Raw genomic sequence first — 23,989 nt, forward strand, 5'->3', positions numbered from 1 at the left:
TCGCTCAGTCCTGTCCGCCCGCGGGCTCGCCGTTGAGGGTCAGCGTCCATTCGAGTTCCATATCCTTCCGGAGCGAATGGTAGACGGAGCAGTAGCGCTCGAAGGAGAGCATGACGGCCCGCCGGGCCTTCGCCTCGTCCACGTCGCCGGAGACGTGGAAGTCGAACTGGAGACCCTTCACGTAGCGCGGCGCCGCGTCCGCCCTGCGCGCCCTCGCCCGGACCGAGAGCCCGGTGAGTTCCTGGCGCCCCTTCTGAAGAATGACCACCACGTCGATCGCGGCACAGGCGGCGACGGACTCCACCATAAGGGCGACCGGGCTGGGGGCGATGCCCTCGTCCCCGTCGATTCGCGTCTCGTGGTCGGCTCGGTCGGCGCTGAACCTGAGTCCGCCGTCCCACCGGACCTGGATTCCGTCCCTGTTCATCTCGATCTCCGTGGCTGGGTTCGGACTTCGGCAACATAGTACAACACGGTCGGCAGCCCGTCGCAAACCGGCTGCCGGACCGTTGAAACCGCCCCGGGATGGAGGGCGTACAGGCTGTGCGGGAGGTGCGACATGTTCGAGTTCATCGGGAATTTTCTCTGGCTCGCCATCGCGGGCTTCGCTTCGGTCGGCGGCTACGTGACGATGAAGAGGTTCGTGCGCGGACGGCTGCGCTTCGTGGACGGCGTTCACCGGCGCGGGGTTCCGCTCGTGGCCGGGGTCGCGGGCTGGGGCGTGGGATTGCTGGCGGCGATCCTTCCATTCGTCACTCCGCTCACGGCCGTCCTGTTCGGGATCGGGATCGGGACCGGCGTGGCCGCGGGGCGAAGGGAGATCAAGCGCCTCCCGAGCCCTTGAGCTTCTCCGCCGACCCGCTGCACCTCACAACCATCCTCACGGATCTCGTCGCCACGAACTCCGTGAACCCCAGGCTGGTGGAGGGGGCGCCCGGCGAGACGGAGATCGCGCGCCTCACGGCGCGGCACATGCGCGAGGCGGGCCTCGAGGTGGCGCGGTACGAGCCCGAGGCGGGGCGGCCGAGCGTCGTCGGGCGCCTCGCGGGCGCGGGGAGCGGACAGGCGCTGATGCTGAACGCCCACTACGACACGGTCGGGGTGGAGGGCATGGAGGCGCCGTTCTCGCCGAGCTTGCGGGACGGACGGCTCTACGGACGGGGGGCCTACGACATGAAGGGGGCGCTCGCCGCCTGCATCGAGGCCGCCCGACTCCTCCGCGAAGCGGGAACGCGCCTGGCAGGCGATGTCCTCGTGGCCGCCGTGGCCGACGAGGAATACGCGAGCCTCGGCACCGCGGACCTGCTCGAACGGCGCGTACGCGGCGAACTCGCGTTTGACGCCGCGATCGTCACCGAACCCACGTCGCTGGATCTGTGCGTGGCCCACCGCGGATTCACGTGGATCGAGATCACGACGCGCGGGCGCGCCGCCCACGGCAGCCGGTACCGGGAGGGCATCGATGCGAACGTGAGAATGGGACGCATCCTGCACCGGCTGGAGGCGTTCATGGGAGAACTCCAGTCCCGGCCGGGGCACCCCCTCCTCGGCCCCCCGTCGATGCACGCGCCGCTGCTCGAGGGCGGAAGCGGGATCAGCACCTACTCTCCGCGCTGCACGCTCCGGGTCGAGCGGCGCACCGTGCCGCCCGAGACGCGGGAGTCCGTGGAAGCCGAGATCGCGGCCATCATCGAGGACCTGCGCGCGGAGGACCCGTCGCTCGAGGTCGCCTGGTCGACCTTCTTCCACCGCGAACCCTTCGAGACGACGCCGGAGGCGCCGGTCGCGGCCTGCGTATCGCGCGCCGCCCGCACCGTTCTGGGCAGCGCACCGGAGGTCATCGGAGACTCTCCGTGGATGGACTCCGCGCTGACGCAGGCCGCGGGCGTCGACAGCGTCGTGATCGGCCCGGCCGGCGAGGGCGCGCACGCCGACGTGGAGTGGGTGGACCTCGCATCGTGCGCGAGGCTGGCCGAGATCCTCGCGGAGGCGGCCGCCGACTACTGCGGCTGAGCTCGCCGCGCGCGTCGACTCAGCGGGCGAACAGCTCCTCGACCGCGAGCCCCAACCGCAGCTTCCGTTCTATCGCCCCCTGCCAACCCGCCGGGCGGGCATCGAACAGGTTGTCGACGCCCGCCACGAGCTTGAGCCTCCGCCCGAGATCGACGGAGATCTGCAGGTCGATGGCCACGAACCGCTCCTGCGTGCCGATCCTCGCGTCGCTCCCGTCGGCGCCGGTTCCGATGATCGGCGCGGCGCCCGTGAGATGTGCCGTGGCATCGAGCCGCAGCCCGGAGAGCGCCTCGGCGGTCCACGCCGCCCGGGCGCGCGCGGAATGTGCGGCGCGCCGGTCCAGCGGAAGCCCGGAGTCGACCGCGTACGCGTCGAGGTACGCGTAGCCCGCGGTGAACTCCGCGCGATCCAGGACGGCCCGGAGGCTGAACTCGAACCCGCGCGTGATCGCGTCCGCGACGTTCCGCGGGGAGAAGACGAGGAGACCGCTCTCGGCATTACCGACGAACCCGGGCTCGATGAGGTTCCGAATGCGGTTGGAGAAGGCCTCGACTTCCATCCGAAGGGTCGACGCCGGTTGCCATTCCACCCCGCCGGAGATGTTCCACGAGCGCTCCGGATCCAGATCCGGGAACCCCTGGAGGACGTAGCCGCCCCCCACGTTGACGAAGTTCCAGGCCAGCTCCTTGAAGGAGGGGGCCCGGAAGCCGCGGGCCACCGCCGCGCGGAGGTGCACGTGCTCCCCGGCGCGACGTGTGACGCCGACGGTCGGCGAGAGGTTGGAGCCCCAGCGGTCGTTCCAGGTGAGGCGGGCGCCCCCGCTCACGACGGTCCCCCCGAGACGCCACGCGTCCTGCGCGAAGAGCGCGAGCTGTTGGTCGGCCGCGCGCTCCTCGACCAGCTTGTCGGGCGACCGGATCGCGCGGCTCGCGACCTCGAAGCCGACATCGACGGAGTGTCCACCCAGGACGGCGGAATACCCCGCGGCACCCTTCGCCAGGCGTTCCCACTGGGTGTCGTCACCCTCATCGGCGATGGGGGCGTCTCCACGGGCGCTGCGGAACAGGTGCTCGTATTCCTGGAGAAAGAGACTTCCGCTCCACGTTCCGGCACCCAGCGGTCGCCGCGCCTCCACCGACCCCGAGAATCCCGCGTTGTCGTTGAACCCGGAGAACGCGCCGCCCACCGGCCAGCGCTGCCGCTCGCGGAGGTAGGTGGCGGTGGCGAGGAGGTCCCAGGCGTTCGATGCCTTGAACTGAAAGCGGGACCGGAAGTCCCAGACGCGGGCGAACGCGCTCCGCCCCCCATCGGCGAGCCCCGGGATCCGGTCTTCCTGGCGCCAGCCGCCCGTGATCCGGTACCGGAGACGGCCTCCACCGCTTGCCGTCGCCTCCGCCTCGCGACGTCCGGCGCCGCCTGACACGGCGCGCGCATCGATCTGGAACCCCGAGGCGGGAAGCTGGGTGATGACGTTCACGACGCCGCCCAGAGCGTCGGAGCCGTAAAGGGACGACAACGGGCCCTTCACGATCTCCACGCGCTCCACGCCCGCCAGCGACATGCGGCTCAGGTCGCGGTTTTCGAGCAGCGCGCCCGCGGTCGGCTGGCCATCGAGCAGGACGAGGACGCGCGCGCCACCGATGCCCCGGATCATGAGATTCGAGCCGACCGGGGTGCCGGCCGTCACCTGGACGCCGGGAATCTCTGCAAGCAGCCCGTCGGCGGAAGCCACGCCGGCCGCGTCGATCTCCTCGGCCTCCACCGTCTCCATGGGCACGGCGATCTGCGAGCGGAGCCGCGGGAGTGAACTCGCCGTGACCACGATCTCGTCGAGGGCGAGCGGGTCGCGTTCGAGTCCGATCCGCCAGCCCGCCGCCGCCGCGTCCGCCCAGGCCAGCTTTCGCGGGAGGTATCCGAGCGCCGAGACCTCGATGCCTCCGTCGGGCCCCCAGGTGTCGTCCGGCGTAAGAACGCCGACGGAGTTGGTGCGTACCGAGGTCTGGTGGGGAGCCCGAGCCGGCGAACCCTCGGCACCGGGAGCCGCCGACCCCGCGGCGGCGCGAGCCGGGAGCCACGTCACCTCGGCGTCCGCGATCCCCGCCCCCGACGCCAGGTCGAAGATCCGACCCTGCGCCTGAGCCTGTGTCCGGGCCTGTCTCTCGGCCTGTATCCGGGCCTCGGCCGCAGCCGGAAGCAGGCTGCCGCCCAGTCCGAGGGCGGCGCTGAGGGTCAGGCGCGCGAGCGCGGGCGTCACCGGAGCCGCTGGAACCTCACCGACGGATGGCCCGAATCCCCGGTCGCGTTGTAGTAGTCGAAGAGCTGCACCTTGTAGACCTCCGCGCCCACGCGGACGAAGTAGACGTTGTAGGTCGGCCACATTCGATTGTTCTGCCGGATGCTGTACCAGAACGCGCCCTGCGCATCTCCCACCGTGGCCGGAAACGCGCCGGCGATCGTCGAGAGGAAGCCGGCGTAATCCGGAGCGTCGTCCGCCCGGGCGAGCGCCGTGAAGTCGTCCGTCGGGTCGAGCGGGAAGGTTCCCGCGCCGCAGGCCTCGTTCACCTGTATCGTGAATTCGGGCGATGTCGCGACGTCCCAGCCGCAACCGGCGGGGTCGCGCACGATCCCGTTCGACAGGCTCACGAAGACGGGACCGCGCGTGAGGTCCAGCGCCAGGCTTTCCGGCGCGCCGAGGCTGCCGCCCGGGTCGTGACGGCGGAACTGGATCGTCGCGCCCACGGGCCTCTCGCCCTGCATCGCGATCTCCACCATGCGAATCACGCCGTATCCGCGCCCCGAACCCTCTCGCAGCTTCCAGGCCGCGCCGGGGTTCGCCATGATCGAGCCCGACTGGCGGTCGAAGCGGAACCACGACGGTCCCGTCTCCGGCGCCAGGGCATCCTCGACGAATCCCCCCGCCGGAATGTCGGCGGCGGTGACCGCCGCGAACGCCGCTTCGCCGTCTTCCGGCGTCAGCGCGGCGACCTGATCCGCGGTCAGCCCCGCGTTGTTCCCCAGGCTGACCGCGGAGACGCTGCCGGGGCCCGCGACGCCGCCGTTCAGCCGCACGGAAAACCTGCGGAAGGCCATGTCCCACGCTGTGGAACCACCCGGGTCCGCCGGGCTCGGGAGCGCCCCGCCACCGGTCAGACTCACGTAGCCGAAGGAGACGGGCGAGGAGGCGTCGATCGTGAGCACCCCTTCTTCGAACGTCTCTTCGGCGGGGGCGGCGACTTCCGACTCGCAGGCCGCAAGGGCGGCGAGCGCGAGTGGAATCATCAGTGCGCGGAACGGGATCCGCGCCGGGAGAAGTGTGCTTCTGGACATGTGGTCCGTCTCCGTGTCGAGAGCTAGCGCCGTGCGAGGTTTCGTGACTGTCCGCGGGGGGGCGACGGCGCCCGCCCGCCCGCGGAGGCTGAACAGGGTCCGAGCGGTGAGACGAGACCGGTGGCGCAGAACCGCGCCGCCGCCCTCTCCGCGATCCAGTCCGTGATCAGGGGATGGGGGAGGAAGCCTTCGGTGGCGACGTACTCGAGACCTTCCAGCACGTCGGCGTAGGGTCCGAAGCCGGACACGCGGTACGGGACCACGAGGACGTGCCGGTAACGCTCTCCCATTCCGGCGACGAGCGATTTGATCCGCTCCTCCGCCTCCTCCCGTGCGCCGGCCCAGTCTTCCCTGAGCGTCCCGACGTGGACTTCGGCGTAGCCGCCGGTCCGCAGGGCCTCGGCCGCATCCTCCATGGAGCGGAGCACCTGTCGGTCCTCGCCATCATCGCCCATGCCGTGGGCGAGGAGCAGCACGCCGCTCTGGGCGGGGGGTATCCCGGCGGTCGCGGCCCTGTCGACCAGGATGCGAGCCGCCTGGCCGGACCCTCCCAACCCCTCCCGCACCAGCAGGATCCGGCTGCCGTTCGCGAGGGGATCGAGTTCCGTCCCGCTCACCATTCGGTGCCCCACCATCGCGCGCTCCGGGGGGTCGGGACGGAGGCCGAGGAGGAATTCCGTCGGATGCAGGAACGACGCTCCCGACACGAACAGCCTCACGACGGCCACCGTGTTCACGCCCTCTTCCGCGAGAGAGTCCAGGGCGGACTGCATCGTCGCGGGGTCAGCCATCCCCAGCGCGAGCGACACGGGGATCCGGTCGCGCAGCGGCCGCAGGGCTTCCTCGACCCGTCCGTTCCACTCCGCCCCACCCCCATGCGCCATGACGAGGATCCCGGGACGTGGCACCGATTCCAGCGTGACTCCCCGATGCTCCGGGCGGGAGGTGAGTTCGACGGTGGGCTGCGGCCCCCCTGCGGAGGCGCACCCGCTCAACATCCAGAGCAATCCGAAGGCGGCGAACGGCGCGCGCGCCTGTGATCCGTTCAACATCGGCTCAACCTTGTCAATAATGATAATGAGAATCATTCTCAACTAGAACCGTCAAATGATGATGCACGTCGCGAGGGGGGGATGGCAAGCGGCAATTCGGCCGGCGGCCAGCGGGGACGGCCCGGCGGCTAACGGGGACCGCGGGCGCCGGAAGGGACGTTGGCAAAGATACCGTTCAGCGCCCCGGAGTCGGCAGGGCGAAGGCCTGCAGCTTCGAATCGACCTGTCCGTCGGCGGAGGTTGCGACGACGACGAACTGGCGTCCCGACCGGGTGCGATAGGTCATCGGGTTGCCGCGCCCCAGGCCCCCGGCCAGATCCCCTCGCCACAGCGTGGTTCCGTCGCGGACATCCATGGCCTCGAGCCACGGAGTTCCACCCGCCAGGAATACGATCCCGCCCGCGGTCGCCAGCGGTCCCGACGTCGTGCCGTGGCTCTGCGGCGTGCCCCCCATCGGTGGGAGGTCGAGTCCCGCCAGTGCCGGGTGCTCCCGGATCGCCGAGTCGTCCCCGAACGGACGCTGCCACAGGTGGTCGCCCGTGTTGAGGTCGATCGCCGTGATCGTGCCGTAGGGCGGCTTGAGGATGGGAAGCCCGCCGGCCACAGAGAGCGTGCTCGCGAAGTTCGGGAGATAGTCCGCGTCTCCCTCCCCCGGCTCCGCTTCGGCGACACGGGCCAGGAAGGGATCGTCATACGCCTTCACGAACATGTGGCCGCTCTCGGGATCGATCGCCGCGCCGCCCCACCCCGCCCCGCCGATGAGGCCCGGCATCATGATCGTCCCCTCGACCGAGGGCGGCGTGAAGATCGGGCCGGTCCGGTGGCGGCGGAACACCTCCAGCGCCTCGGCCCTCAGTTCGGGCGTGAAGTCGATGAGATCGTCCTCCGTAATCCCCTGTCGGGAGAACGGCGCGGGCCGCGTCGGGAACGGCTGGGTCGGCCACGGCACCTCGCCGGGCACCGTGCTCTCCGGCACCGCGCGCTCCTCGACCGGCCACACGGGCTCGCCGGTCACTCGGTCCAGCACGTACGTGAACGCCGTCTTCCCCACCGCCACGACCGCGTCGATCTCGCGCTCGCCGACCTCGATCGTCGCGAGCGCGGGCGGCGCGGGCAGGTCGTAGTCCCACAGCCCGTGGTGAACGGTCTGGAAGTGCCACACACGCTCGCCCGTCCGCGCGTCGAGGCACACGAGCGACTCGGCGAACAGGTTCTGGCCCCTCCGGTGCCCGCCGTAGAAGTCGTTGTTCGGCGTGGAGACGGGCAGGTAAAGGAAGCCCCGCTCCGGGTCCAGCGAGAACGGCGCCCAAACGTTGGCCGAGCCGGTGTAGGACCACGACTCGTCCTCCCACGTCTCGACCCCGAACTCCCCCTCCTTGGGGATGGTGTGGAAGGTCCAGAGCAGTTCTCCGGTGCGCGCGTCGAATGCCTGCACGTCGCCCGGAGGGTTGTTGCGGTAGATCCGGTTGTCCGGGACGCCACTGCCCACGATCACGATGTCCTCGAACACGACGGCGGGAGAGGTGTTGGAGATGTGAAGCCGGTTCGTGTCCCAGGCGAGCCCATCCGTCAGGTCGACCTCGCCTCCGTCCCCGAAGCTCTGGATCGGCTCGCCCGTGGCGGCGTCGAGCGCGATCAGCCGCCAGCGCGAGTTCAGGAAGATCCTCCGCTCGCCTCCGTCGTTCCACTGGGCGATTCCGCGGTGACAGAAGCGGCAGCCGCGGTGGAGGTTTCCCCACTCCCACGCTTTGGGATCGTAGCTCCAGAACTCCTCTCCCGTCTCCGCGTCCAGGGCGACGACGCGGCTGTAGGGGGTCGAGAGCCACATCGTGTCGTTGATGACGATCGGCGTCGCCTCGAAGGCCCCCGGCGCCACGCGTTCGCCCTGGATGGGGCTCGCCGCGTCGGGAATCGGCTCCTCCCCCGTCTCCCACACCCAGGCCGTCTTGAGGTCCGCGACGTTCGAGCGGTCGATATTCGTGAGGGCGGAATATTTGAGGCCGCCCGGGTCGCCGCCGTACACCGGCCAGTCGTCACCCGCATAGGCGTCACCCGCGTGCGCCGCCGTCGGAGGCAGGCGTTCGCCGATACCGCTGGCCGCGTCCTCGCCGGCGCACCCCGAGAGCGCCACCCCGAGAGCCAGACAGTGCACGGGCCGGCACGCCCGGGCCGGAGTCACGGGTCGACCGTCAGCCCTCTTCATCGACCGCCGCGATAACCTTGACTTCTATAAGGGCGCCCGGGCTGTAGAGTTCGGTCACTCCCACGGCAGTCCAGGACGGGAGCTCGGGCACGAACTCATCCTTGACCTCGATGAAGGCCTCGATGTGAGCGTGCATGTCGATGTGGTAGGTCGTGATGTCGATCACCCGTTCCAGGCTCGATCCGGCGTCCTCGAGGACCTCGCCGATCCGGCGGAACGTGTTTCGGAACTGCGTAGCCGGGTCGGGGTCGCGGTTCACGACGCCCGCCAGAAAGACGAGATCCCCCACCCGCACGGCATCGGAGTACAGGCCGTGTTCCGGAGGCGGATCAGGAAAGCGCTCCTGCGCGGCGGCAGGTGCCGGGCCAGACGTCAGCCATCCGAGGGCCAGCATGGCTGGGGCCGCGCGGGGTATGAAGAACCGTAGTCGGGGCATGCGTCCTCCCGGGTGTCGTCAGCAAACGAATCGCAGGGGCGGAAATCTGGCGGTCGCGATCGGATGCGGCGAGTCCTTCGCCGCCTTCGGCGTTCGGTCAGTCCCCGGCGAGGAGCCGCGGGTTGTGTCGGCGGGCATAGTCCACGCAGGCCTGCCAGTCCGTCTCGTAGAAGGCGCGGGAGCGCGCGAGTTGAGCTTCGGTGAGAAGCGCGTCGGAACTCAGCATCCGCTCCGGCACCACCCGTCCGAGCGCCACGCCCGCGTGCCAGGCGAACCGTCGACCCCGGACCCGAAGCCATCGGAGGGCGGCGGGCCCAGGCTCCGCGCTCCGCTTCGCCGGCCAGCGTCGACGCACCTCCCGCAGAAACCGGTACTGCCGGTCTCGATAGGAACGGTTCGACGGGCGAAACGAGATGTCGGTCTCGTCGTACGACGCGCCCACGTAGTCCGCGATCGTTCGGACGAACTCGCGCGGATCCGCGACGAGCCGGTCGAAGAAGAGGACGAGCGGCCGGTGTTCGAAGTGATCCTCCAGCACGCGGATGCGCTCGCGGAAGAGGGCCGAGGACTGCGGCCGGACGCCTTCGTCACGCTCGATGTCGATGAAAGCCCCGAACGGGACGTAGCGCAGTTCCTTGATCTCCCGGAGATATACCGACCGGAGCCACTCATCATGGCGGCGCAGGACCAGGATCGGCCGGGCCGCCGGTGCCAGGCGCGCGAACCACTCCACGGCGGGCGTAAACTCGCGGTATCCGAGCTGTCGGGACACGAGGACGGGAAGGTCTCCACCCCGCCGCACCACCTTCGCGCTCTGCCGAAACCGGGTGCGCGGGACGTAGCGCACGCCCCGAAAGTGCGGAAACACCCGTTCCTGCAGCCACCTGGACGCCGCCCGGCCGGCTCCCACGTGAAAAAAGACCTCCGGCATCGGCTGCACTACCGGGAGCGGCGGGACTGCGCGTCCCGCCGTGCTCCCGGAATCCACCGGGGGATGTCGCGGCAGTAGTCGTCGAATGCATCGCCGAACGTCCGACGGAGATCCGGCTCCTCCCTTCGTACGACGAAGAGGGTCAGCCACAGCCAGTAGGCCAGCGCGTAGACGAGCAACGCCATGGATGAGAAGAACACGGCCTCGGAGAAGAGGGTGAGGACCACGCCCAGGAGAAGCGGATGGCGAGTGCGTCCATACCAACCGTCCGTCACGAGCACGCTGGGCGCGATTCCGGGGATGGCGGATGTCCGCCTCCGCAGGAGCCGGCTGGCCGCCCACAGGTAGAGATAGAAGCCGAATCCCGCCACAGGAACGCCCAGCCAGCGAAGAGTCCCGATGTCCGCCGATGGTAGCGGGATCGCCTGGGAGCGCTGGAGAATGAGTGCCGGGAGCCCCACCACGAAGACGCCGTACAGCACGATCGCCGTGAGGATCGTTTTCAACGCTGCGGCGTGCGGGCGCTTCATCATTCGGACCTCGGCGTCGGGTATCGGGGCCATGTGACGCCGGGAGTGATTTCGGCGTCTTCCGGACAGCATCCGGGAACGTAGCCTCGCCACGCCTCCATCGGGACGGGCTATACACCTCGCGGGAGTGACGGACATGCATCACGGACGAGCGTTGGCTCTGGCCGTTCTGGTCGCGCTGCAACCGGTTGTCGTCCCCCTCGGTGTGGAGGGCCAGTCGATGGACGACTGCGACGGCCGGGCCTCCCTCCGGGTCTCGGTGGTGGACGAGTCCGGCGTCATTCCGATCCCCGGAGCCACCGTGGTCCTGCGCTGGACGGACGCGGTGCGGCGACCCGTGCGGGAAAGTGCCGGCACGGACGGACACTTGCTTCTCTGCGCTCCGCGGGACGCGGGCGAGGCCACGCTCTGGGCCGAGTTCGGAGACGCATCCAGCCCGGAAGCCGTCGTGGCTCTCGAAGCGGGGATGCCGCACGACGTGGAGCTTCGGCTCCTGCTCTCGGAGGCCGGCACCGGACGGCTCGTGGGCCGTGTCCGCGATGCCGCTACGGATGAGCCCGTGGCCGCGGCGGCGGTGTCCATCCTCGGTGCCGCCGGCGTAGTCTCGAGCAATCGGCGGGGCCGCTTCGTCCTCAGCGGCGTCCCCGTCGGCCGGCGCGAGATCGCCATACGCCACATCGGGTATGCGCCCTTCCGCCATCCGGTCGCGGTGGCCCGCGGCCACACGACGGAAATCGAGATCGGTCTCGTCCCGGACCCGGTGGAGTTGGAGCCGCTGGTCGCGACCGTGCTACGGTCTCGCCGACTGGAGACCAGGGGCTTCTACGAGCGGAAATACTGGGGCGAACTGGTCGCAGGCGGCATGTTCTTCACGGCCGAGGACATCGAGCGCCGCAATCCCCTGCGGATCACGCAGATGGTCGCCGATATCCCGGGGATCCGACTCCGGAACTGCGGCGTGCGGCAGAACAGCTGCAGGCTGTACAACACCCGGATATCGGATATCTCTTCGAACGATGGCTGCCTGATGAACATCTACCTGGACGGCAGCCTCATCGTCCGCAGGGGTCGGATCGGGGGCGGTGACGTACCGAACATCAACGATTTCGTTCTTCCGATCGAGATCGCGGGGGTCGAAGTGTACCTGGGCCCCTCCGAGCTGCCGGCCGAGTTCGTCGGGATGGAATCGCGCTGCGGCGTCGTCGTGATCTGGACGAAGTCTTGAGATCAGCCCTCGCGCAGCGCGTCGAGGAACACGTCGCCGTACTGCTGGAGCTTGGCGGGGCCGATGCCGGGGACCCGGAGCATCTCCTCGGGCGAGCCGGGGCGCTGGTCGATCAGGTCCCACAGTACCTGGTCGCTGAACACGATGTAGGCGGGGACCCCTCTCGCATCCGCCAGCTGCTTCCGCAGGGTGCGGAGGCGCTGGAAGGTGGGGTCCGACGGTGACCGGTCGATCCCGCCCGCCGCAGCCGGTCGCCGGGAGTCCGCCGCACGCGCCTTCCGCTTGAGCACGGGGAGCACGTCCACGAGATCGGCGACGCCGATTCCCGCGCACACATCGCACGCTTCGCCGCACGTATCGAAGTCCTCCCCGAAGTACGCGAGCAGCCCGCGGTGGCGGCACACGTCTCGGTCCGCGAGGCGGAAGAGGTCGACGGCCGCCCGGCGCTTCGCCTCGCGCACCGTGGGGTCGTCGATGTCGGCGAGGAACCGCTCGCGCACCTTCACGTCCGCCCACGAGTAGAAGAGGACGCAATCGCTGGTGAGCCCGTCGCGCCCGGCGCGTCCGATCTCCTGGTACCACGACTCGATGTCCGACGGCATGTCGCGGTGGATGACGAAGCGCACGTTGGATTTGTCGATTCCCATCCCGAAGGCGATCGTCGCCACGACCACGTCGACCTCGTCGCGGGCGAAGGCGTCCTGGTGCTCGGCCCGCGAGGCGTCGTCGAGTCCCGCGTGGTACGGAACGGCGTCGACACCCTCGCGGCGGAGAAACTCGGTCATCTGTTCCACGGACTTTCGCGACAGACAGTAGACGATTCCGCTCTCCCCGGCGTGGCGGCGGATAAGCCCGAGGATCTCGGCCCGTGTATTTCCCTCCCCCTTTTTTCGGCACACGACGCGGAGGTTCGAGCGAAAGAAGGAACCCTTGTATCCCTCGGGTTTCCTCATCCCCAGCTGTCGAATGATGTCGGCCGCGACCCGGCGGGTGGCGGTGGCGGTGAGCGCGAGGATCGGCAGTCCGTTTTCCCCCGCGCCTCCGTCGCGAATCTCGTCCCGCAGTCCCTGAAGTGCCCGGTAGGACGGGCGAAAGTCGTGTCCCCATTGCGAAATGCAGTGCGCCTCATCGACGACGATCAGGGAAAGCGGCGCGTAACGCAGGCGTTCCCGCATGTGCGGACCCAGCGCTTCCGGCGCAAGATAGACGAGTTCATAGTCCCCCCGCTCGAATCCCCGCAGTCGGCGCCGGCGCTCGTCCGCCGCGAGAGACGAGTTGATCGCCGTGGCGCGGAACCCGACGTCGCGGAGGGCGTCGACCTGGTCCTTCATCAGGCTGATGAGCGGGGAGAGGACGAGCACGGTCCCGGGCATGATGCGGGCCGGAATCTGGAAGGTGAGCGACTTCCCCGCCCCGGTGGGCATAACGCCTATGCAGTCCCGCTCCGCCAGGACCGAGTCGATGATGTGCGCCTGTCCCGGCCGGAACTCGTCGTAGCCGAAGACGTCGCGCAGGACGGATTCCGGGGCGTGGGGTCGGGGGTCGCTCATCTCGGTGAACATACGACGGATATCCGCCGGGGGCTCAACGTAACCTCAATGGCGTTAAGCGGGTCTCCTCTGCGAGGCCGTGCGTTGACGCCGGCGTGCGCGCGGGAACCCTTTCACCCGTCTCAGTGTCGATAGAGTTTGAGGAGTCTGGCCACGTCAGACCTGGCCTCGTCGGACCCAAGGACGTCCCTGCCCTGGAGGTGTGCGATGTCGACGCGTTCCCGCCGTTCCGGCCCGAAGGCCGGACTCTTCCTTCCGCTGGTCATGTTCGCGGGTGCGCTGCTTGGGGCATGTGGAGACGGCGCCGCTCCGCCCGACTACACCGCCGAGGAACTCGAAGCAGCGAAGGCCGCACTCCGGGACCACACCAGATTGCGCACCTTCGCGGCCGGAAAGCCGTTCGGAGAGCAGTGGGTTGCGCGCGCTCCGGACGACGCGGAACTCCGGGCCCTCTACGCGGAGCAGCTCGCGGGTTGGCGGCTGTCGAAGGAGCTGGAGGGGCAAGCGGACGTGCTCCTCTCCGATGACCCCGACAACCCCTGGGGTTCATACATCCGGGCGTTGGGGCACCTCGCAGCGTACGAATCCGATCTCGCGCTCGAGCCCGGCCGCCGGGCCTGGGAGGCCCTTCCGCGCCCCGAGGTTGCCGCCGCGTACGCGCGTGCCATGCGGACTGACGACTTCGATGCGGCCCTCGAGTTCATCGGGACTCTGGATCCGGAGATCGGGGGATCGGCCGAAGTGCTCGCGGCACGGGCCGAACTGGAGAATCTGGCGCGGTACGAGCGTGAAGATCCCACGTGGGCGGACTCGAGTCTCGCCACGTACGCCGAACTGCGGGAACGGTGGCCAGACCATGTCGACGGCTATCTCAAGGCGGCCGAGGCTCTCTTCCGGGCCAATCGACCCGAGGAAGCTCTGCCGCTGATCGAGCAAGCGGTCGCCCTCGCACCCGGCTCCGTGGACGTCCGGCAGTGGCACTGGTGGATTCTGTTCGAGTCGGATGCGCTACCCACCGACGAGCGCCGCCCGGCGGTGGAAGCCAGCATCGCGGAGTTTCGCGACGCGGCGCCCGAGTCGCTTCGCAGTCTCTCCGTGATGGCAAGCATGTACCGCGATCTGGAAGACGATGATCGCGCAGAAGAACTGGAGGCAATGGTCGTCGAGCGGGAGCCGGAGAGCCGCCACGCCCTGTTGGTCTACGTCGGAAGGCAGCGCGCCGCAGAGGAGGAGCGGCGCCGGATCCTCGAAGAGCATGGCCAGGAGTCGCCCGAATACCAGGCTCAACTCGCGGGCGTGCGCGATGCAGTCCACGAATTCCTCGATCGTCCCCACTACAACGACAGGTACACCGGCGGCGCATACATCGATCTCTTCAACGCCCTGCGGCAGATGGACCCCGTACCGGCGGAAGAGTTGGCCGACGCGGTGCGCGGCCTCGCCGCGAACGCGAGGGGCACGCCCCCCTGGATCACCTATCTGCAGGCACCGCGAGCGATGGTCGAACATACACCCTACGCGCTCGAGGCGGTCGAGATTGCCCGCGAAGGGTTCCAGGCTATGATCGATTACTACCGGGAAACGCGGAGTTTCTTCGATACGGAGGGGGAGTTCGACCAAGCTATCCGTGCCGCTCTCAGCGAGGGTCATGACGTGATGGGTTGGGGCCTCGCCAAGGGCGGACGAAGTGAAGATGCGCGTCACACGCTCGAACGTGCGCTCGTCCTCTGGGGAGAGAATCCTTTGGCCCGTTACCACATTGGACAACTGTATGAGGAGCGGGCCGCCGAAGCGGCCGAGCGACAGGACGAGGAAGAAGCGGCGCGCTGGCTGGATCAGGCCGAGGATTCCTACATCGCGGGCTTCGGTGCCAGCCGGCGCGAAAACCCGAACGAGGCGGCGCTCGAAGCGCTCTATGAGAGCCGCAACGGGAGCCGCGAGGGGATCGAGGAGTACCTCGCGACGCTCGATGAGCGGGACCGGATCCGGCGGCACGAGCGGATCATGGAGTCACGGGTGGAGGCGGCGGGGACGTACGAACCGTTCACGCTCGCTCGACTCGACGGCGAGATGGTCGACTCCGCGGACCTCGACGGGAAGATCGCCGTGCTGCACTTCTGGGGGACGTGGTGCGGACCGTGCGTCGTCGAGATGCCGGAATACCAGAAGTTCGACGAACGCTACCGCGACGACGCCGAGGTCGCGGTCCTATCGATCAGCAACGACCGCACGACCGAGGTGATCGAAGACTACCTGGCGAAGAACGACTTCGACTTCACCGTGCTCGTCGACGACGACTACGTGACGCGCGCGGGCGTGAGCGCCTGGCCGACCACCTGGTTTGTCGACCGGGAGGGCTACGTACAGTTCGTGAAGATCGGCACCGCGCTGAAACTGGACGAAGAGTTCTCCTGGCGCGTCGAGGCCCTGCGCGAAGCCGACGGCACGCGCTGACGTCGCCGGCGGCGATGGTCCCTTACCAGCGGAAGGCGGTTCGGGCGGCCTCCGCGGCCAGCAGCGTCCGTAGGTGCCGGGCTGTGTCGAGGGGCAGGTAGGGGATTTCGACCTTGTGGGAGGCGGCCCCTGCTCCGGCCGTGTCCACGCGGAGGCTGGCCATACCCCGCCAGCGGTCGATCGGGGACGCGCGCAGCGCCACGACCTGGATGCGGGTGTAGCGGGCGATGGTCGTGCGACGCCACAGCCAGCCGCTTCGGAACCAGACCATGTCGTCCTTTAGCGCCCACCCGAGGCAGGCGACGTAGCGCCGCGCGTAGAACACGGCCCAGGCCAGAAAGACGGCGTGGAAGGCAACACCCCAGGCGCCGAGGGTGAAGTAGATCGGAACGGACGCTAGCGTGGCGAGGAAGCACGTTCCCCTCACGACGCGCCTGAACGCGAGCGGGGACACGGGCTCCCAGTTGACCTCGGGGGCGTCCAGCTCCGGGATCACCTCCCGGAGGAACTCGCGCAGGCGTTCCCGCCGAAGGATCGGCGCGAGTTGGTGCCGGTGCGGATCCGCGTTCCCCTGCGGCCCGGCCTGGCTTCCTCCGGCGGTCTGGACGCCCACGGCGACGCGGCCCGCCCAGCGCTGCAGCGGCCCCTCGTGGATCGTCACCGTCTGAACGCGCCGCAGCGGGATCGTGGCGGCGACCTGCGTCAGCATCCCGAACGTGGCGCGCAGCCCCTCCTCGGACCGCACGACCCGGTAGTTGTGGAGGCGGACGAGCGTCCAGGCGACGGAAAGCAGTCGAGCGAAGATCACGAAGGCGACGACCAGCACCGAAATGGCGGCCACGGTCGCCACGATGCCGGCCGCCACCACGTCCGCCGCCGCGCCCTCGACCGCCGGGCCGATCCACGACTGCTCCCCGGCGACCCAATCGGAGGCCCGTTCGACGAACCCCAGTTCCCACGCGAGGCCGAAGGCGGCCGCGATCAACACCATGCCGCGGTTCTGGAGCAGGCCGTGGAGCAGGAGTTCGCGCCCGGGAAGATGCAGCAGCGTGCGGCCCTCCGAGGAATCGGCCGAGGCAAGATCCGCCGCCGCTGGCTCGGTGGGTATGCCGGTCGCCGCCTCCCCGGCACTCGTCGCCACCACGGCGGGAGTCGCCGCGTCCCCCGCAGCCGCCGTCTCGCCGGCGGCCTCCCGCTTTCCCTCGCGCACTCGCGCCCGCAGCGCTTCGAGGGCCGGCAGGGGGAGGACGGTCAGCGTCGCCTCGGGTTCCTGTCCCCCGCCCGTCTGGAGCTTGACCTCCACGACACCCAGCACGCGGTGGAACACGCCTTGTACGGCGTCGAGGTTCTGGATCCGCGCGTAGGGGACGTGCCGCTCGCGCCGAAACAGGAGACCGCTCCGGATCACGAGTTCCGCCTCCTCGTACCAGTACCGGAACGTCAGGTAGCGGACCACGGCACCCACCACGAAGGGGATGAGTCCGATGAGAAGGACAGAACGCATCTCCACGACGCCCAGGAAGTTGGCCGAGGCGCCTCCGATGATCAGGGGCAGGATCGCCCGCCGGAGTTGACTTGCGAGCGAGAAGCCGACGGAGAGCGGGTGCAGCCGGTGCTCGATGGCCCCGGCGGGCGCCGCCGCCTCAGACGGCATCGTCCCCCGCGGGCGGCAGGAGATGATCCCGGATGCGGAGCGCGGTTTCGTGCTCCAGGCCGTCGAGGGAGACCTTGGCGTGGTCGGTGCCCGCAGTGTAGATGCCCAGCGTCCCGAGGCCGTACTTCCGCTCGAGCGGCCCCTGCGACACGTCGGTGTGCTGGACGCGGGAGCGCGCCACGCTGATCGCCTGCCGCCAGATCACGCCCTTGCGGATCTCGATCCCGTCCGGGTGCACGGCGTAGGACGCGTGGCGGTGGTGAAGGACGGGCCACCGGTACAGCCACCAGCCGAGCCCGCCCGTGACAACGGCCCAGACGCTCACGAGCCCCGCCACGACGCCGGGTGGCGGCCCGGCCGCGGCCCACAGCAGGCCGACCGCGATGCCGAGCGGGAGCGAGACGCACGCCGTGACGATGCCGCCGATCGTGCGCTGCAGCGGGATCACCTTCGGATTGAGTGAACGGCGCACCCCGTCGGCAATGCCGCCGGCCGCCGTCTCCGCGGAGCCCGCCGTATCGGTCGTCGCCGCCGTTTCCGGCGTTGCCGGCGTCTCGATGCTGTGCGTCGACTCGTTCATGTGGACAAGTTACGCTGATCGAACGGTTTTCGTGTCGGCGCTCCGGACCGGCGGGAACCGGCCGGTGATCCGAGGGAGGCAGCCGTGAGTGCCGCGGAGTCACGCAGCGACGAAGAACTGCTCGCCGAGTGCACCGTCGAGACGTTCCGGGCCGGAGGTCCGGGCGGCCAGCACCAGAACAAGACGGAGTCGGCCGTCCGGCTCACGCACCGTCCCACCGGCATCGTCGTGACCGCGCGCGAGTCCCGCAGCCAGCACCGCAACCGGGCCCGTGCCCTGGAGCGGCTCCGCGCCGCCCTGCGCGAACGCGAGCACACGCCGCAACCCCGCCGCCCGACGAAGCCCACCCGAGCCTCCCGCGAGGAGCGGCTGGAAAAGAAACGGCGCCGCTCCCTCACGAAGAGGCAGCGGCGCCGTCCCGAGTCCGACGAGTAGCCACCGCGGGTTGAACGCCCCCGGTCGCGTCAGGTCGTCGTCGTCGTCACCCGCCGCGCCGGCCGGTTCCTGTATTCCTCCCACAGGCTGTCGTGCTTGTTGTCCAGGTCGGACGGCACGCCCTTGATGAACACCCACTCGATCCGGGTCGTGATCTCGAGCGGATCGCCGTCGGTCACGATCAGGTTCCCCACCTTCCCGATCTCCAGCGACCCCAGCCGGTCGTCCACGCCGAGCACGCGCGCCGGGGCCAGCGTCACCGCCTCCAGCGCCGCCTCCTTCGAGAGCCCCCACGACACGGAGTTCGCGGCCTCGTAGGGCAGTGTCCGCGCGTCGGACGAGTTGAAGGTCGCGAACGCGATCTCGACTCCCGCGTCGTGCAACACGCCGGGGAGCGTGTTCGGATCGTCGTACGCGGTGTCCTCGCCCTGCGGCAGCCGCTGCACCGGCCCCAGGATCACGGGGATGTTCTTCTCGGCCAGCGTGCCGGCGATCTCGCGCGCGCCGTTTCCGCCCGCGATGACGAGGTCCAGGTTCCATTTCTCCGCGAACTCGATGGCCGACTCGATTTCGCGCCATCCGTTCGCGCGCACGATGACCTTCATCCCCCGGTCGAGGACGCGCGACAGGTGCTCGAGCTGGATGTTGCGGGGCACGCGGCTCGATCCGGACGCCACCGCCTGCCGGTAGTGCTCCGCGGCGACGAACCACGAATCCATCTCCGCCACTTCCTCGTCAAAGCGCTCCTGCGCCCGCCGGAAGGAACGACCCCCTGCCGGGCGGCCGAAGCCGGCGAAGGCGCGGAACCCCGTCGACAGCGTGGGCCAGCCGATGATCATGGCCGCGGTCTTCTCGATCTCCATCTCCTCCACCGTCCAGCCGTCGAGGTGGACGAGCGTGGCCTGGCCCTGAATGCCGGAGCCTCCGCCGCCGAAGCCGCGCCCTCCCCCGCCGGGCGCGACCATCGAGTGCGTGATCCCGTTCGCGCGCGCGACCGGGATGTGCTCGCTGGCGGGGTGGATCGCCGTATGCGCGTTGAGATGCGGGTTCCAGCGCCCCAGCTCGCCCGAGTCGTTCGTCACCGCGACGGCCCCGACTTCCGTGAGCCCGAGCGAGCTGAACGAATCGATCATGCCGGGAAAGACGTGCTTCCCTTCCCCGTCGATGATCTCGGCGTCCGCCGGGATATCCACATCGCTTCCGACCGCGATGATGCGGCCGTCCCGGATCACGATCGTCCCGCCCTCGATCACTCCGTCGGCCACCGTGTGAATCGTGGCCCCCTGCACCGCGAACGTGCCGCCGTCCTGCGCGGCGGCCTCAGCCGGCAGGGCGAGTCCGACGGCCCCAAGGACGGCCGCCGCCGCGACGATCGACTTCACCATGCGTGTCATCGTTCACCTCCGGGCTGCCGCCCCGGCTCGCGCTCGTTATCCGAGTCGTCGCCCTCGTCCGCCTCGCCGAGCATCTCTCGCAACTCCGCCTTCTCGGCCGCGATCTCCACCCGCATCGCCATGTCCGCGTCGACGTCGAACACCACCTCGCCGTCGATATACGTCGTCCGGACCCGGGCGTAGGAGGAGAGCGGATAGTTCTCCCACAGGACGATGTCCGCGTCCTTCCCCGCCTCCAGCGAACCCACGCGGTCGTCGATCAGGAGCTGGAAGGCCGGGTTGATCGTGACGGTGGCGAGGGCCTCGGCTTCGCTCAGGCCACCCCACTTCATCGTCTTGGCGGCCTCCTGGTTCAGGTGCCGCCCCTCTTCTCCGCTGTCGGAGTTGATGGAGACGTTGACGCCGCGCTGCGTCATGATCGCGGCGTTGTGCGGGATCGCCTCGTAGGCCTCCATCTTGTAGGCCCACCAGTCGGAGAACGTGGAGGCGTGGGCCCCGTGCTCCGCCATCTCGTCGGCCACGCGGTAGCCTTCCAGGACGTGCTGGAACACGTGGATGCGGAAGCCGAACTCCTCGGCCACCCGCATGAGCTGCAGGATCTCGTCCGCGCGATAGCTGTGCGCGTGCACGTAGCGGGTGCCTTCGAGGACCTCGACGAGCGGATCCATGGTCAGGTTGCGGCGCGGCGGGATCGCGTCGCGGTCACCGTCGGCCACGCGCGCCCGGTAGGTGTCCCACTCGGCCTTGTACTCGCTGGCCTCGATGAAGGCCTGCCGGACCACGTCCATCACCCCCATGCGGGAGGCGGGATAGCGCGCCTCCTGGCCGGGGAGGGTGGGGCTCCCGGCCCGCTTCGGGTTCTCGCCCAGCGCGAACTTGATGGTGGGCGGCGCGCCCTGGAAGAGGAGGCCCTGCGCGTCCGCGCCCCAACGGTGCTTGATCACGGCGTTGTTGCCGCCGATCGGGTTCGCGCTCCCGTGCATGACGTGCGACGTCGTCGTGCCGCCCGCCGCCTCGCGGTAGATCGCGATGTCCGTCGGGTCGATCACGTCGTGGATCGAAACCATGGAGGAGACGGAGACCGCCCCCTCGTTGATCGCGTCGGCCGCGATGTGGGAGTGGGCATCGACGATGCCGGGCGTGACGTACTTGCCCGTGCCGTCGATGACCAGCGCGTCGGAGGGCGCATCCACCTCGGAGGCCGGACCGACGGCCACGATGCGCCCGCTCTCGAACAGGACGGCGCCGTCCTCGATCCGCCCGGCGTCCGCCGCAGTGAGAATCGTCGCGCCCGTGATGAGGATCGGCTGCTCCTGCGCGGCAACCCCGCCCGGGGCCGCGAGCGCGACGGCGAACGCCAAGCCGAGCGCCAGGCATCCGGCTCCGACTCGCTCGGCAGCCCGTGTCATCGGATGTCTCATCGGACACCTCCTCCGGGCCTCGTGCCCGTGAAGTCCATGTTGCGCATGCCACCGAAGGAAGCGTTCCCCTCGATCGAATCGCCCTCGACCGTGCCGGTGTAGACGATCTCCACGTCCATGCCCGGCCCCATCGTGGCGGAGACCGTGATGCTGAACTCGTTGCCGCTCACCCAGCCGTCGGTGATCTGCTGCTCGCCGCGCTCGCCCTGGATGACGCCGGAAATCGTGCCGTCCTCCGAAACCTCGAGTTCGGCCGTCGCCTCCTGCGAGTCGTTGTTCAGAGAGAGGAGCCAGGTGCCGTTCATGTCGACCGCCGGGGGCTCCGTCGGCCGCGGCTCGGGCGCTTCCTCCTCGAACCTGTGACCGTCGACGAACACCATCCGGACGTCGGTGTCCTCATCGAACAACGGGCCGTCGGTCACGACGAGGTTCGCGATCTTGCCCGCCTCGACGGAGCCGAGCATCGCGTCCACGCCGTAGATGCGGGCGGGCGCGGCGGTGAGCGCCTCCAGCGCCGCCTCCTCGGAGAGCCCGTTGTCGATCGCCGTCCGCACCTTTTCCATCATCGCGCGGGGGCTCCCGGCCGAACCGCTGTAGAAGGCCCATTCGACGCCCGCCTCCTCGAGCCGGGCCGGCGTCGTCGGCGCATAGGCGCGGCGCTTCAGCGACGAGAGCGACTCCTCGGCTTCCGGATCCGCATCGCGGTTCCGCTCGGGCCAGTCGGCGTTCACGAGCACCTGGACCCCGGCCGACGCGATCTCGTCGGCGAGTCCGTACGCCTCGTGCGCGCCCTGGAGGACCGGCCGCGCGCCCGTGTCGCGCCCGAGCTTGATCGCGCGCCGGATCTGCCGCACCTCGTTCGCCGGCATCACGGTCGGCCACCCTGCGGCGATCGCGTCCTGGATCGGACCGAGCGCCCGGTCGTAGGTGGGCCGCGGCTGGCCGCTCGGGTCGGCCGTGTAGCGCGCTTCGTATTGCCCGCTGTGATCCGCGTCCAGATACAATTGTCGGATGTAGGCGATGACGCCCATGAGCGAGCCCGGGAAGCTCCGGAACCCGCCGGCTCCGCTCATCGTCACGCGGAGGGCGGCGGGCGCCTTCACGACCATCTCCTGCTCGTCGCCGGCGAGGTTCACTACCACGCCCTGCCCCGTCACGATCCCGTCATCGGGAGCCACGAGCGCGTTCGTAAACCCGCCGCTCCGCCACGTCTCGATCTCATCGGAGTCCGGGTCAAGCATGTCGGCCGCGTTCACCCAGGAGTTCGTCGCCGGACGGTCCTCGGGGCCCACGGTGCGGGGCCGGTTCGCCTGCTCGGCAAGCACGGCAAAGGGGTTGCCCCCGCCGCCGCCTCCCGGATTGCCGGCCTGCGCAGCCATCCCGATGCGGGACAGCCCGTCGAACAGGCCGGGGTAGACGGTCAGGCCGGAGACGTCGATCAGCCAAGCGTCGCCGGGGACCTCGACATCGGCTCCGACCGCCTCGATGAGGCCGTTGGCGATGACGACGGTGCCGTTTTCGATGACGGCGCCCGTGCCGGTCACGATGCGCGCGTTCTGGAGGGCGAAGAACGGGGGCGGCACCGGGGCCTGGCTCGGCATGTACTGCGCGTCGGCGGGCGCCGGGGCGGCGAGGCCGGACAGCGAAGCGAGGAGCAGGCCCGGGACCCCCCCGCCCGCCAGCCGGCGCGCGAGTGCGGTTCGGTTCATCAGAGGCACATCCTTCCCAGAGGGTCCATCAGGGGTCCAACGCGGATCCATCAGGGGTCCATCGCGGTGGAAAGCCCCCCCACGTCCTTCATAACACGCCTGCGTGAATCTCCGTTCAGTCACCCACTCGGTCAACGCCCGCCCGGGTCCAGCGGGCGCTATCCTACGGTCAACCCGATCGCCGGAGCGAATTCAGGTTGCCCGGATGCGGCAATGCAGTCACCCTATATCGCAAACACGATACAGGAGGCTCGGATGGGCTTGAAGCGGCCGGCAGCCGGTAAGCGGGCGCGGCCACCGCGCCGCATGGACTTTAGCCGGGGTTTCCTCAAGGATTGGGAGCGTCTCTCGCGTTCCGGCCGATACGATATGCATCGGCTCAAGTCGGTCATGCCCGACCTCGTCGCCAACGAGGCCCCGCTCTGAGCATTCCAAGACTGGCCGCCTGCGCCATCTTCGGCCTCGGCTCCCCGACTCGCCAAGCCCAAACCGATCCTGAACCCGAGAGGGGTGATTCCCTTCGTCGGTCACCGAAGAACGATCCACGGACGCGCAGCCGCTACGCCGCCTTCGCGGCGCTTGTGGCCGTCGGATGTGGAAGCGACCCGGGTGTCGCGGGCGACCGTGTCACAGCCGGACCCGCAGTCGCCATCGTCGATAGCGTGCTCCTCGACGAGAATGATCGGTTCTATCTTGGTAATCCCTTCAGTTTAGTCGTGGACACGGCCGACGGCTCCTTCTTCATCTCGGACTTCTTCGAGAACCGGATCCTCAGGTACGCACGGGACGGCAACCTGCGGCAGTTCTACGGGCGTCCCGGGGACGGTCCGGGAGAGTTTCGCGCCATCTCGACCGCCTTCATTCTGGGCGATTCAATCGTGGTCGGTGCCGGAGGCGGCCGTAACCTGCTACAGCTCTTCTCCAAACGGGACGGCAACTCCGTAGGGGAGCAACCTTACAGCGGCCGAATCGGGACGGGGGGAGTATCGATGGCGGATGGTGGGGTGGTGTTTCCGACCCGGGACTTGCCGAACCGGACGATCGCGGCGGTCTGGCGCTATCCCGAAGCGACGAT

Annotated in this window: 19 protein-coding genes and 1 pseudogene; 6 read left to right on the forward strand and 14 right to left on the reverse strand. The window is 69.4% G+C overall.

Going from position 1 to position 23,989, the window contains the following annotated elements; translation table 11 throughout:
- Positions 1 to 4: 4 nt before the first annotated feature.
- Complete coding sequence (locus RN729_RS01910) at positions 5 to 427, reverse strand: OsmC family protein (protein WP_310781940.1); 423 nt, start codon at positions 425 to 427, stop codon at positions 5 to 7.
- 132 nt (positions 428 to 559) lie between these two features.
- On the opposite strand from RN729_RS01910, the gene RN729_RS01915 reads away from it, so the two are divergent.
- Together RN729_RS01915 and RN729_RS01920 are read left to right on the forward strand one after the other, a co-directional pair.
- Positions 560 to 844, forward strand: coding sequence for a hypothetical protein (locus tag RN729_RS01915; RefSeq protein WP_310781941.1), 285 nt, complete (start codon positions 560 to 562; stop codon positions 842 to 844).
- Positions 841 to 2,013, forward strand: a complete 1,173-nt coding sequence (locus RN729_RS01920) for a M20/M25/M40 family metallo-hydrolase (RefSeq protein ID WP_310781942.1) — start codon at positions 841 to 843, stop codon at positions 2,011 to 2,013. Before RN729_RS01915 ends, RN729_RS01920 begins: the two co-directional genes overlap by 4 nt.
- Before the next feature lie 19 nt (positions 2,014 to 2,032).
- Here the strand turns inward: RN729_RS01920 and RN729_RS01925 are convergent, their stop codons facing one another.
- From RN729_RS01925 to RN729_RS01955, 7 genes are all read right to left on the reverse strand, one after another.
- Positions 2,033 to 4,267: a TonB-dependent receptor gene (locus RN729_RS01925; protein WP_310781943.1), complete on the reverse strand. Its 2,235-nt coding sequence runs from the start codon at positions 4,265 to 4,267 to the stop codon at positions 2,033 to 2,035.
- Positions 4,264 to 5,340: an HmuY family protein gene (locus RN729_RS01930; RefSeq protein ID WP_310781944.1), complete on the reverse strand. Its 1,077-nt coding sequence runs from the start codon at positions 5,338 to 5,340 to the stop codon at positions 4,264 to 4,266. Before RN729_RS01930 ends, RN729_RS01925 begins: the two co-directional genes overlap by 4 nt.
- 23 nt (positions 5,341 to 5,363) lie before the next feature.
- Positions 5,364 to 6,392, reverse strand: coding sequence for a hypothetical protein (locus tag RN729_RS01935; RefSeq protein ID WP_310781945.1), 1,029 nt, complete (start codon positions 6,390 to 6,392; stop codon positions 5,364 to 5,366).
- Positions 6,393 to 6,567: 175 nt separating this feature from the next.
- The gene (locus RN729_RS01940) at positions 6,568 to 8,571 is read right to left on the reverse strand and encodes a pyrroloquinoline quinone-dependent dehydrogenase (protein WP_310781946.1); all 2,004 of its coding nucleotides are present in this window, start codon (positions 8,569 to 8,571) and stop codon (positions 6,568 to 6,570) included.
- A gap of 10 nt (positions 8,572 to 8,581) precedes the next feature.
- Positions 8,582 to 9,031, reverse strand: coding sequence for a RidA family protein (locus RN729_RS01945; RefSeq protein ID WP_310781947.1), 450 nt, complete (start codon positions 9,029 to 9,031; stop codon positions 8,582 to 8,584).
- 97 nt (positions 9,032 to 9,128) lie between these two features.
- On the reverse strand, positions 9,129 to 9,941 hold the full coding sequence (locus RN729_RS01950; protein WP_310781948.1) for a hypothetical protein: 813 nt from the start codon (positions 9,939 to 9,941) through the stop codon (positions 9,129 to 9,131).
- 29 nt (positions 9,942 to 9,970) lie between these two features.
- The gene (locus RN729_RS01955) at positions 9,971 to 10,495 is read right to left on the reverse strand and encodes an isoprenylcysteine carboxylmethyltransferase family protein (protein WP_310781949.1); all 525 of its coding nucleotides are present in this window, start codon (positions 10,493 to 10,495) and stop codon (positions 9,971 to 9,973) included.
- A gap of 133 nt (positions 10,496 to 10,628) precedes the next feature.
- Here RN729_RS01955 and RN729_RS01960 point away from each other — a divergent pair, with 133 nt between their 5' ends.
- Entirely contained in the window at positions 10,629 to 11,717 is a 1,089-nt protein-coding gene (locus RN729_RS01960) for a carboxypeptidase regulatory-like domain-containing protein (RefSeq protein ID WP_310781950.1), read from the forward strand.
- A gap of 2 nt (positions 11,718 to 11,719) precedes the next feature.
- Here the strand turns inward: RN729_RS01960 and RN729_RS01965 are convergent, their stop codons facing one another.
- Complete coding sequence (locus RN729_RS01965) at positions 11,720 to 13,267, reverse strand: ATP-dependent DNA helicase RecQ (protein ID WP_310781951.1); 1,548 nt, start codon at positions 13,265 to 13,267, stop codon at positions 11,720 to 11,722.
- 207 nt (positions 13,268 to 13,474) lie between these two features.
- On the opposite strand from RN729_RS01965, the gene RN729_RS01970 reads away from it, so the two are divergent.
- Positions 13,475 to 15,721, forward strand: coding sequence for a TlpA disulfide reductase family protein (locus RN729_RS01970; RefSeq protein WP_310781952.1), 2,247 nt, complete (start codon positions 13,475 to 13,477; stop codon positions 15,719 to 15,721).
- A gap of 22 nt (positions 15,722 to 15,743) precedes the next feature.
- Here RN729_RS01970 and RN729_RS01975 read toward each other — a convergent pair whose 3' ends face one another.
- Positions 15,744 to 17,375 carry a PH domain-containing protein gene (locus tag RN729_RS01975; protein ID WP_310781953.1) on the reverse strand — a complete coding sequence of 544 codons (1,632 nt, stop codon included), beginning with the start codon at positions 17,373 to 17,375 and terminating at the stop codon, positions 15,744 to 15,746.
- Positions 17,365 to 17,955 carry a PH domain-containing protein gene (locus RN729_RS01980; RefSeq protein WP_310781954.1) on the reverse strand — a complete coding sequence of 197 codons (591 nt, stop codon included), beginning with the start codon at positions 17,953 to 17,955 and terminating at the stop codon, positions 17,365 to 17,367. Before RN729_RS01980 ends, RN729_RS01975 begins: the two co-directional genes overlap by 11 nt.
- Before the next feature lie 84 nt (positions 17,956 to 18,039).
- Here RN729_RS01980 and RN729_RS01985 point away from each other — a divergent pair, with 84 nt between their 5' ends.
- Entirely contained in the window at positions 18,040 to 18,390 is a 351-nt protein-coding gene (locus RN729_RS01985; protein WP_310781955.1) for a peptide chain release factor-like protein, read from the forward strand.
- Between the two features lie 29 nt (positions 18,391 to 18,419).
- Here RN729_RS01985 and RN729_RS01990 read toward each other — a convergent pair whose 3' ends face one another.
- The 3 genes from RN729_RS01990 to RN729_RS02000 are packed head-to-tail and all read right to left on the reverse strand — an operon-like array spanning position 18,420 to position 22,914.
- Positions 18,420 to 19,784, reverse strand: a complete 1,365-nt coding sequence (locus RN729_RS01990; RefSeq protein ID WP_310781956.1) for an amidohydrolase family protein — start codon at positions 19,782 to 19,784, stop codon at positions 18,420 to 18,422.
- Complete coding sequence (locus RN729_RS01995; RefSeq protein WP_310781957.1) at positions 19,781 to 21,205, reverse strand: amidohydrolase family protein; 1,425 nt, start codon at positions 21,203 to 21,205, stop codon at positions 19,781 to 19,783. Before RN729_RS01995 ends, RN729_RS01990 begins: the two co-directional genes overlap by 4 nt.
- Positions 21,202 to 22,914 (reverse strand): amidohydrolase family protein, encoded by a 1,713-nt coding sequence (locus RN729_RS02000; protein WP_310781958.1) that lies wholly within the window; start codon positions 22,912 to 22,914, stop codon positions 21,202 to 21,204. The genes RN729_RS01995 and RN729_RS02000 overlap by 4 nt, the downstream gene beginning before the upstream one ends.
- Before the next feature lie 662 nt (positions 22,915 to 23,576).
- On the opposite strand from RN729_RS02000, the pseudogene RN729_RS02005 reads away from it, so the two are divergent.
- Positions 23,577 to 23,989, forward strand: a pseudogene (locus RN729_RS02005) (hypothetical protein); the annotation flags it as partial.

Origin of the sequence: Candidatus Palauibacter polyketidifaciens (genome assembly GCF_947581785.1) — a bacterium.
Classification (GTDB): domain Bacteria; phylum Gemmatimonadota; class Gemmatimonadetes; order Palauibacterales; family Palauibacteraceae; genus Palauibacter; species Palauibacter polyketidifaciens.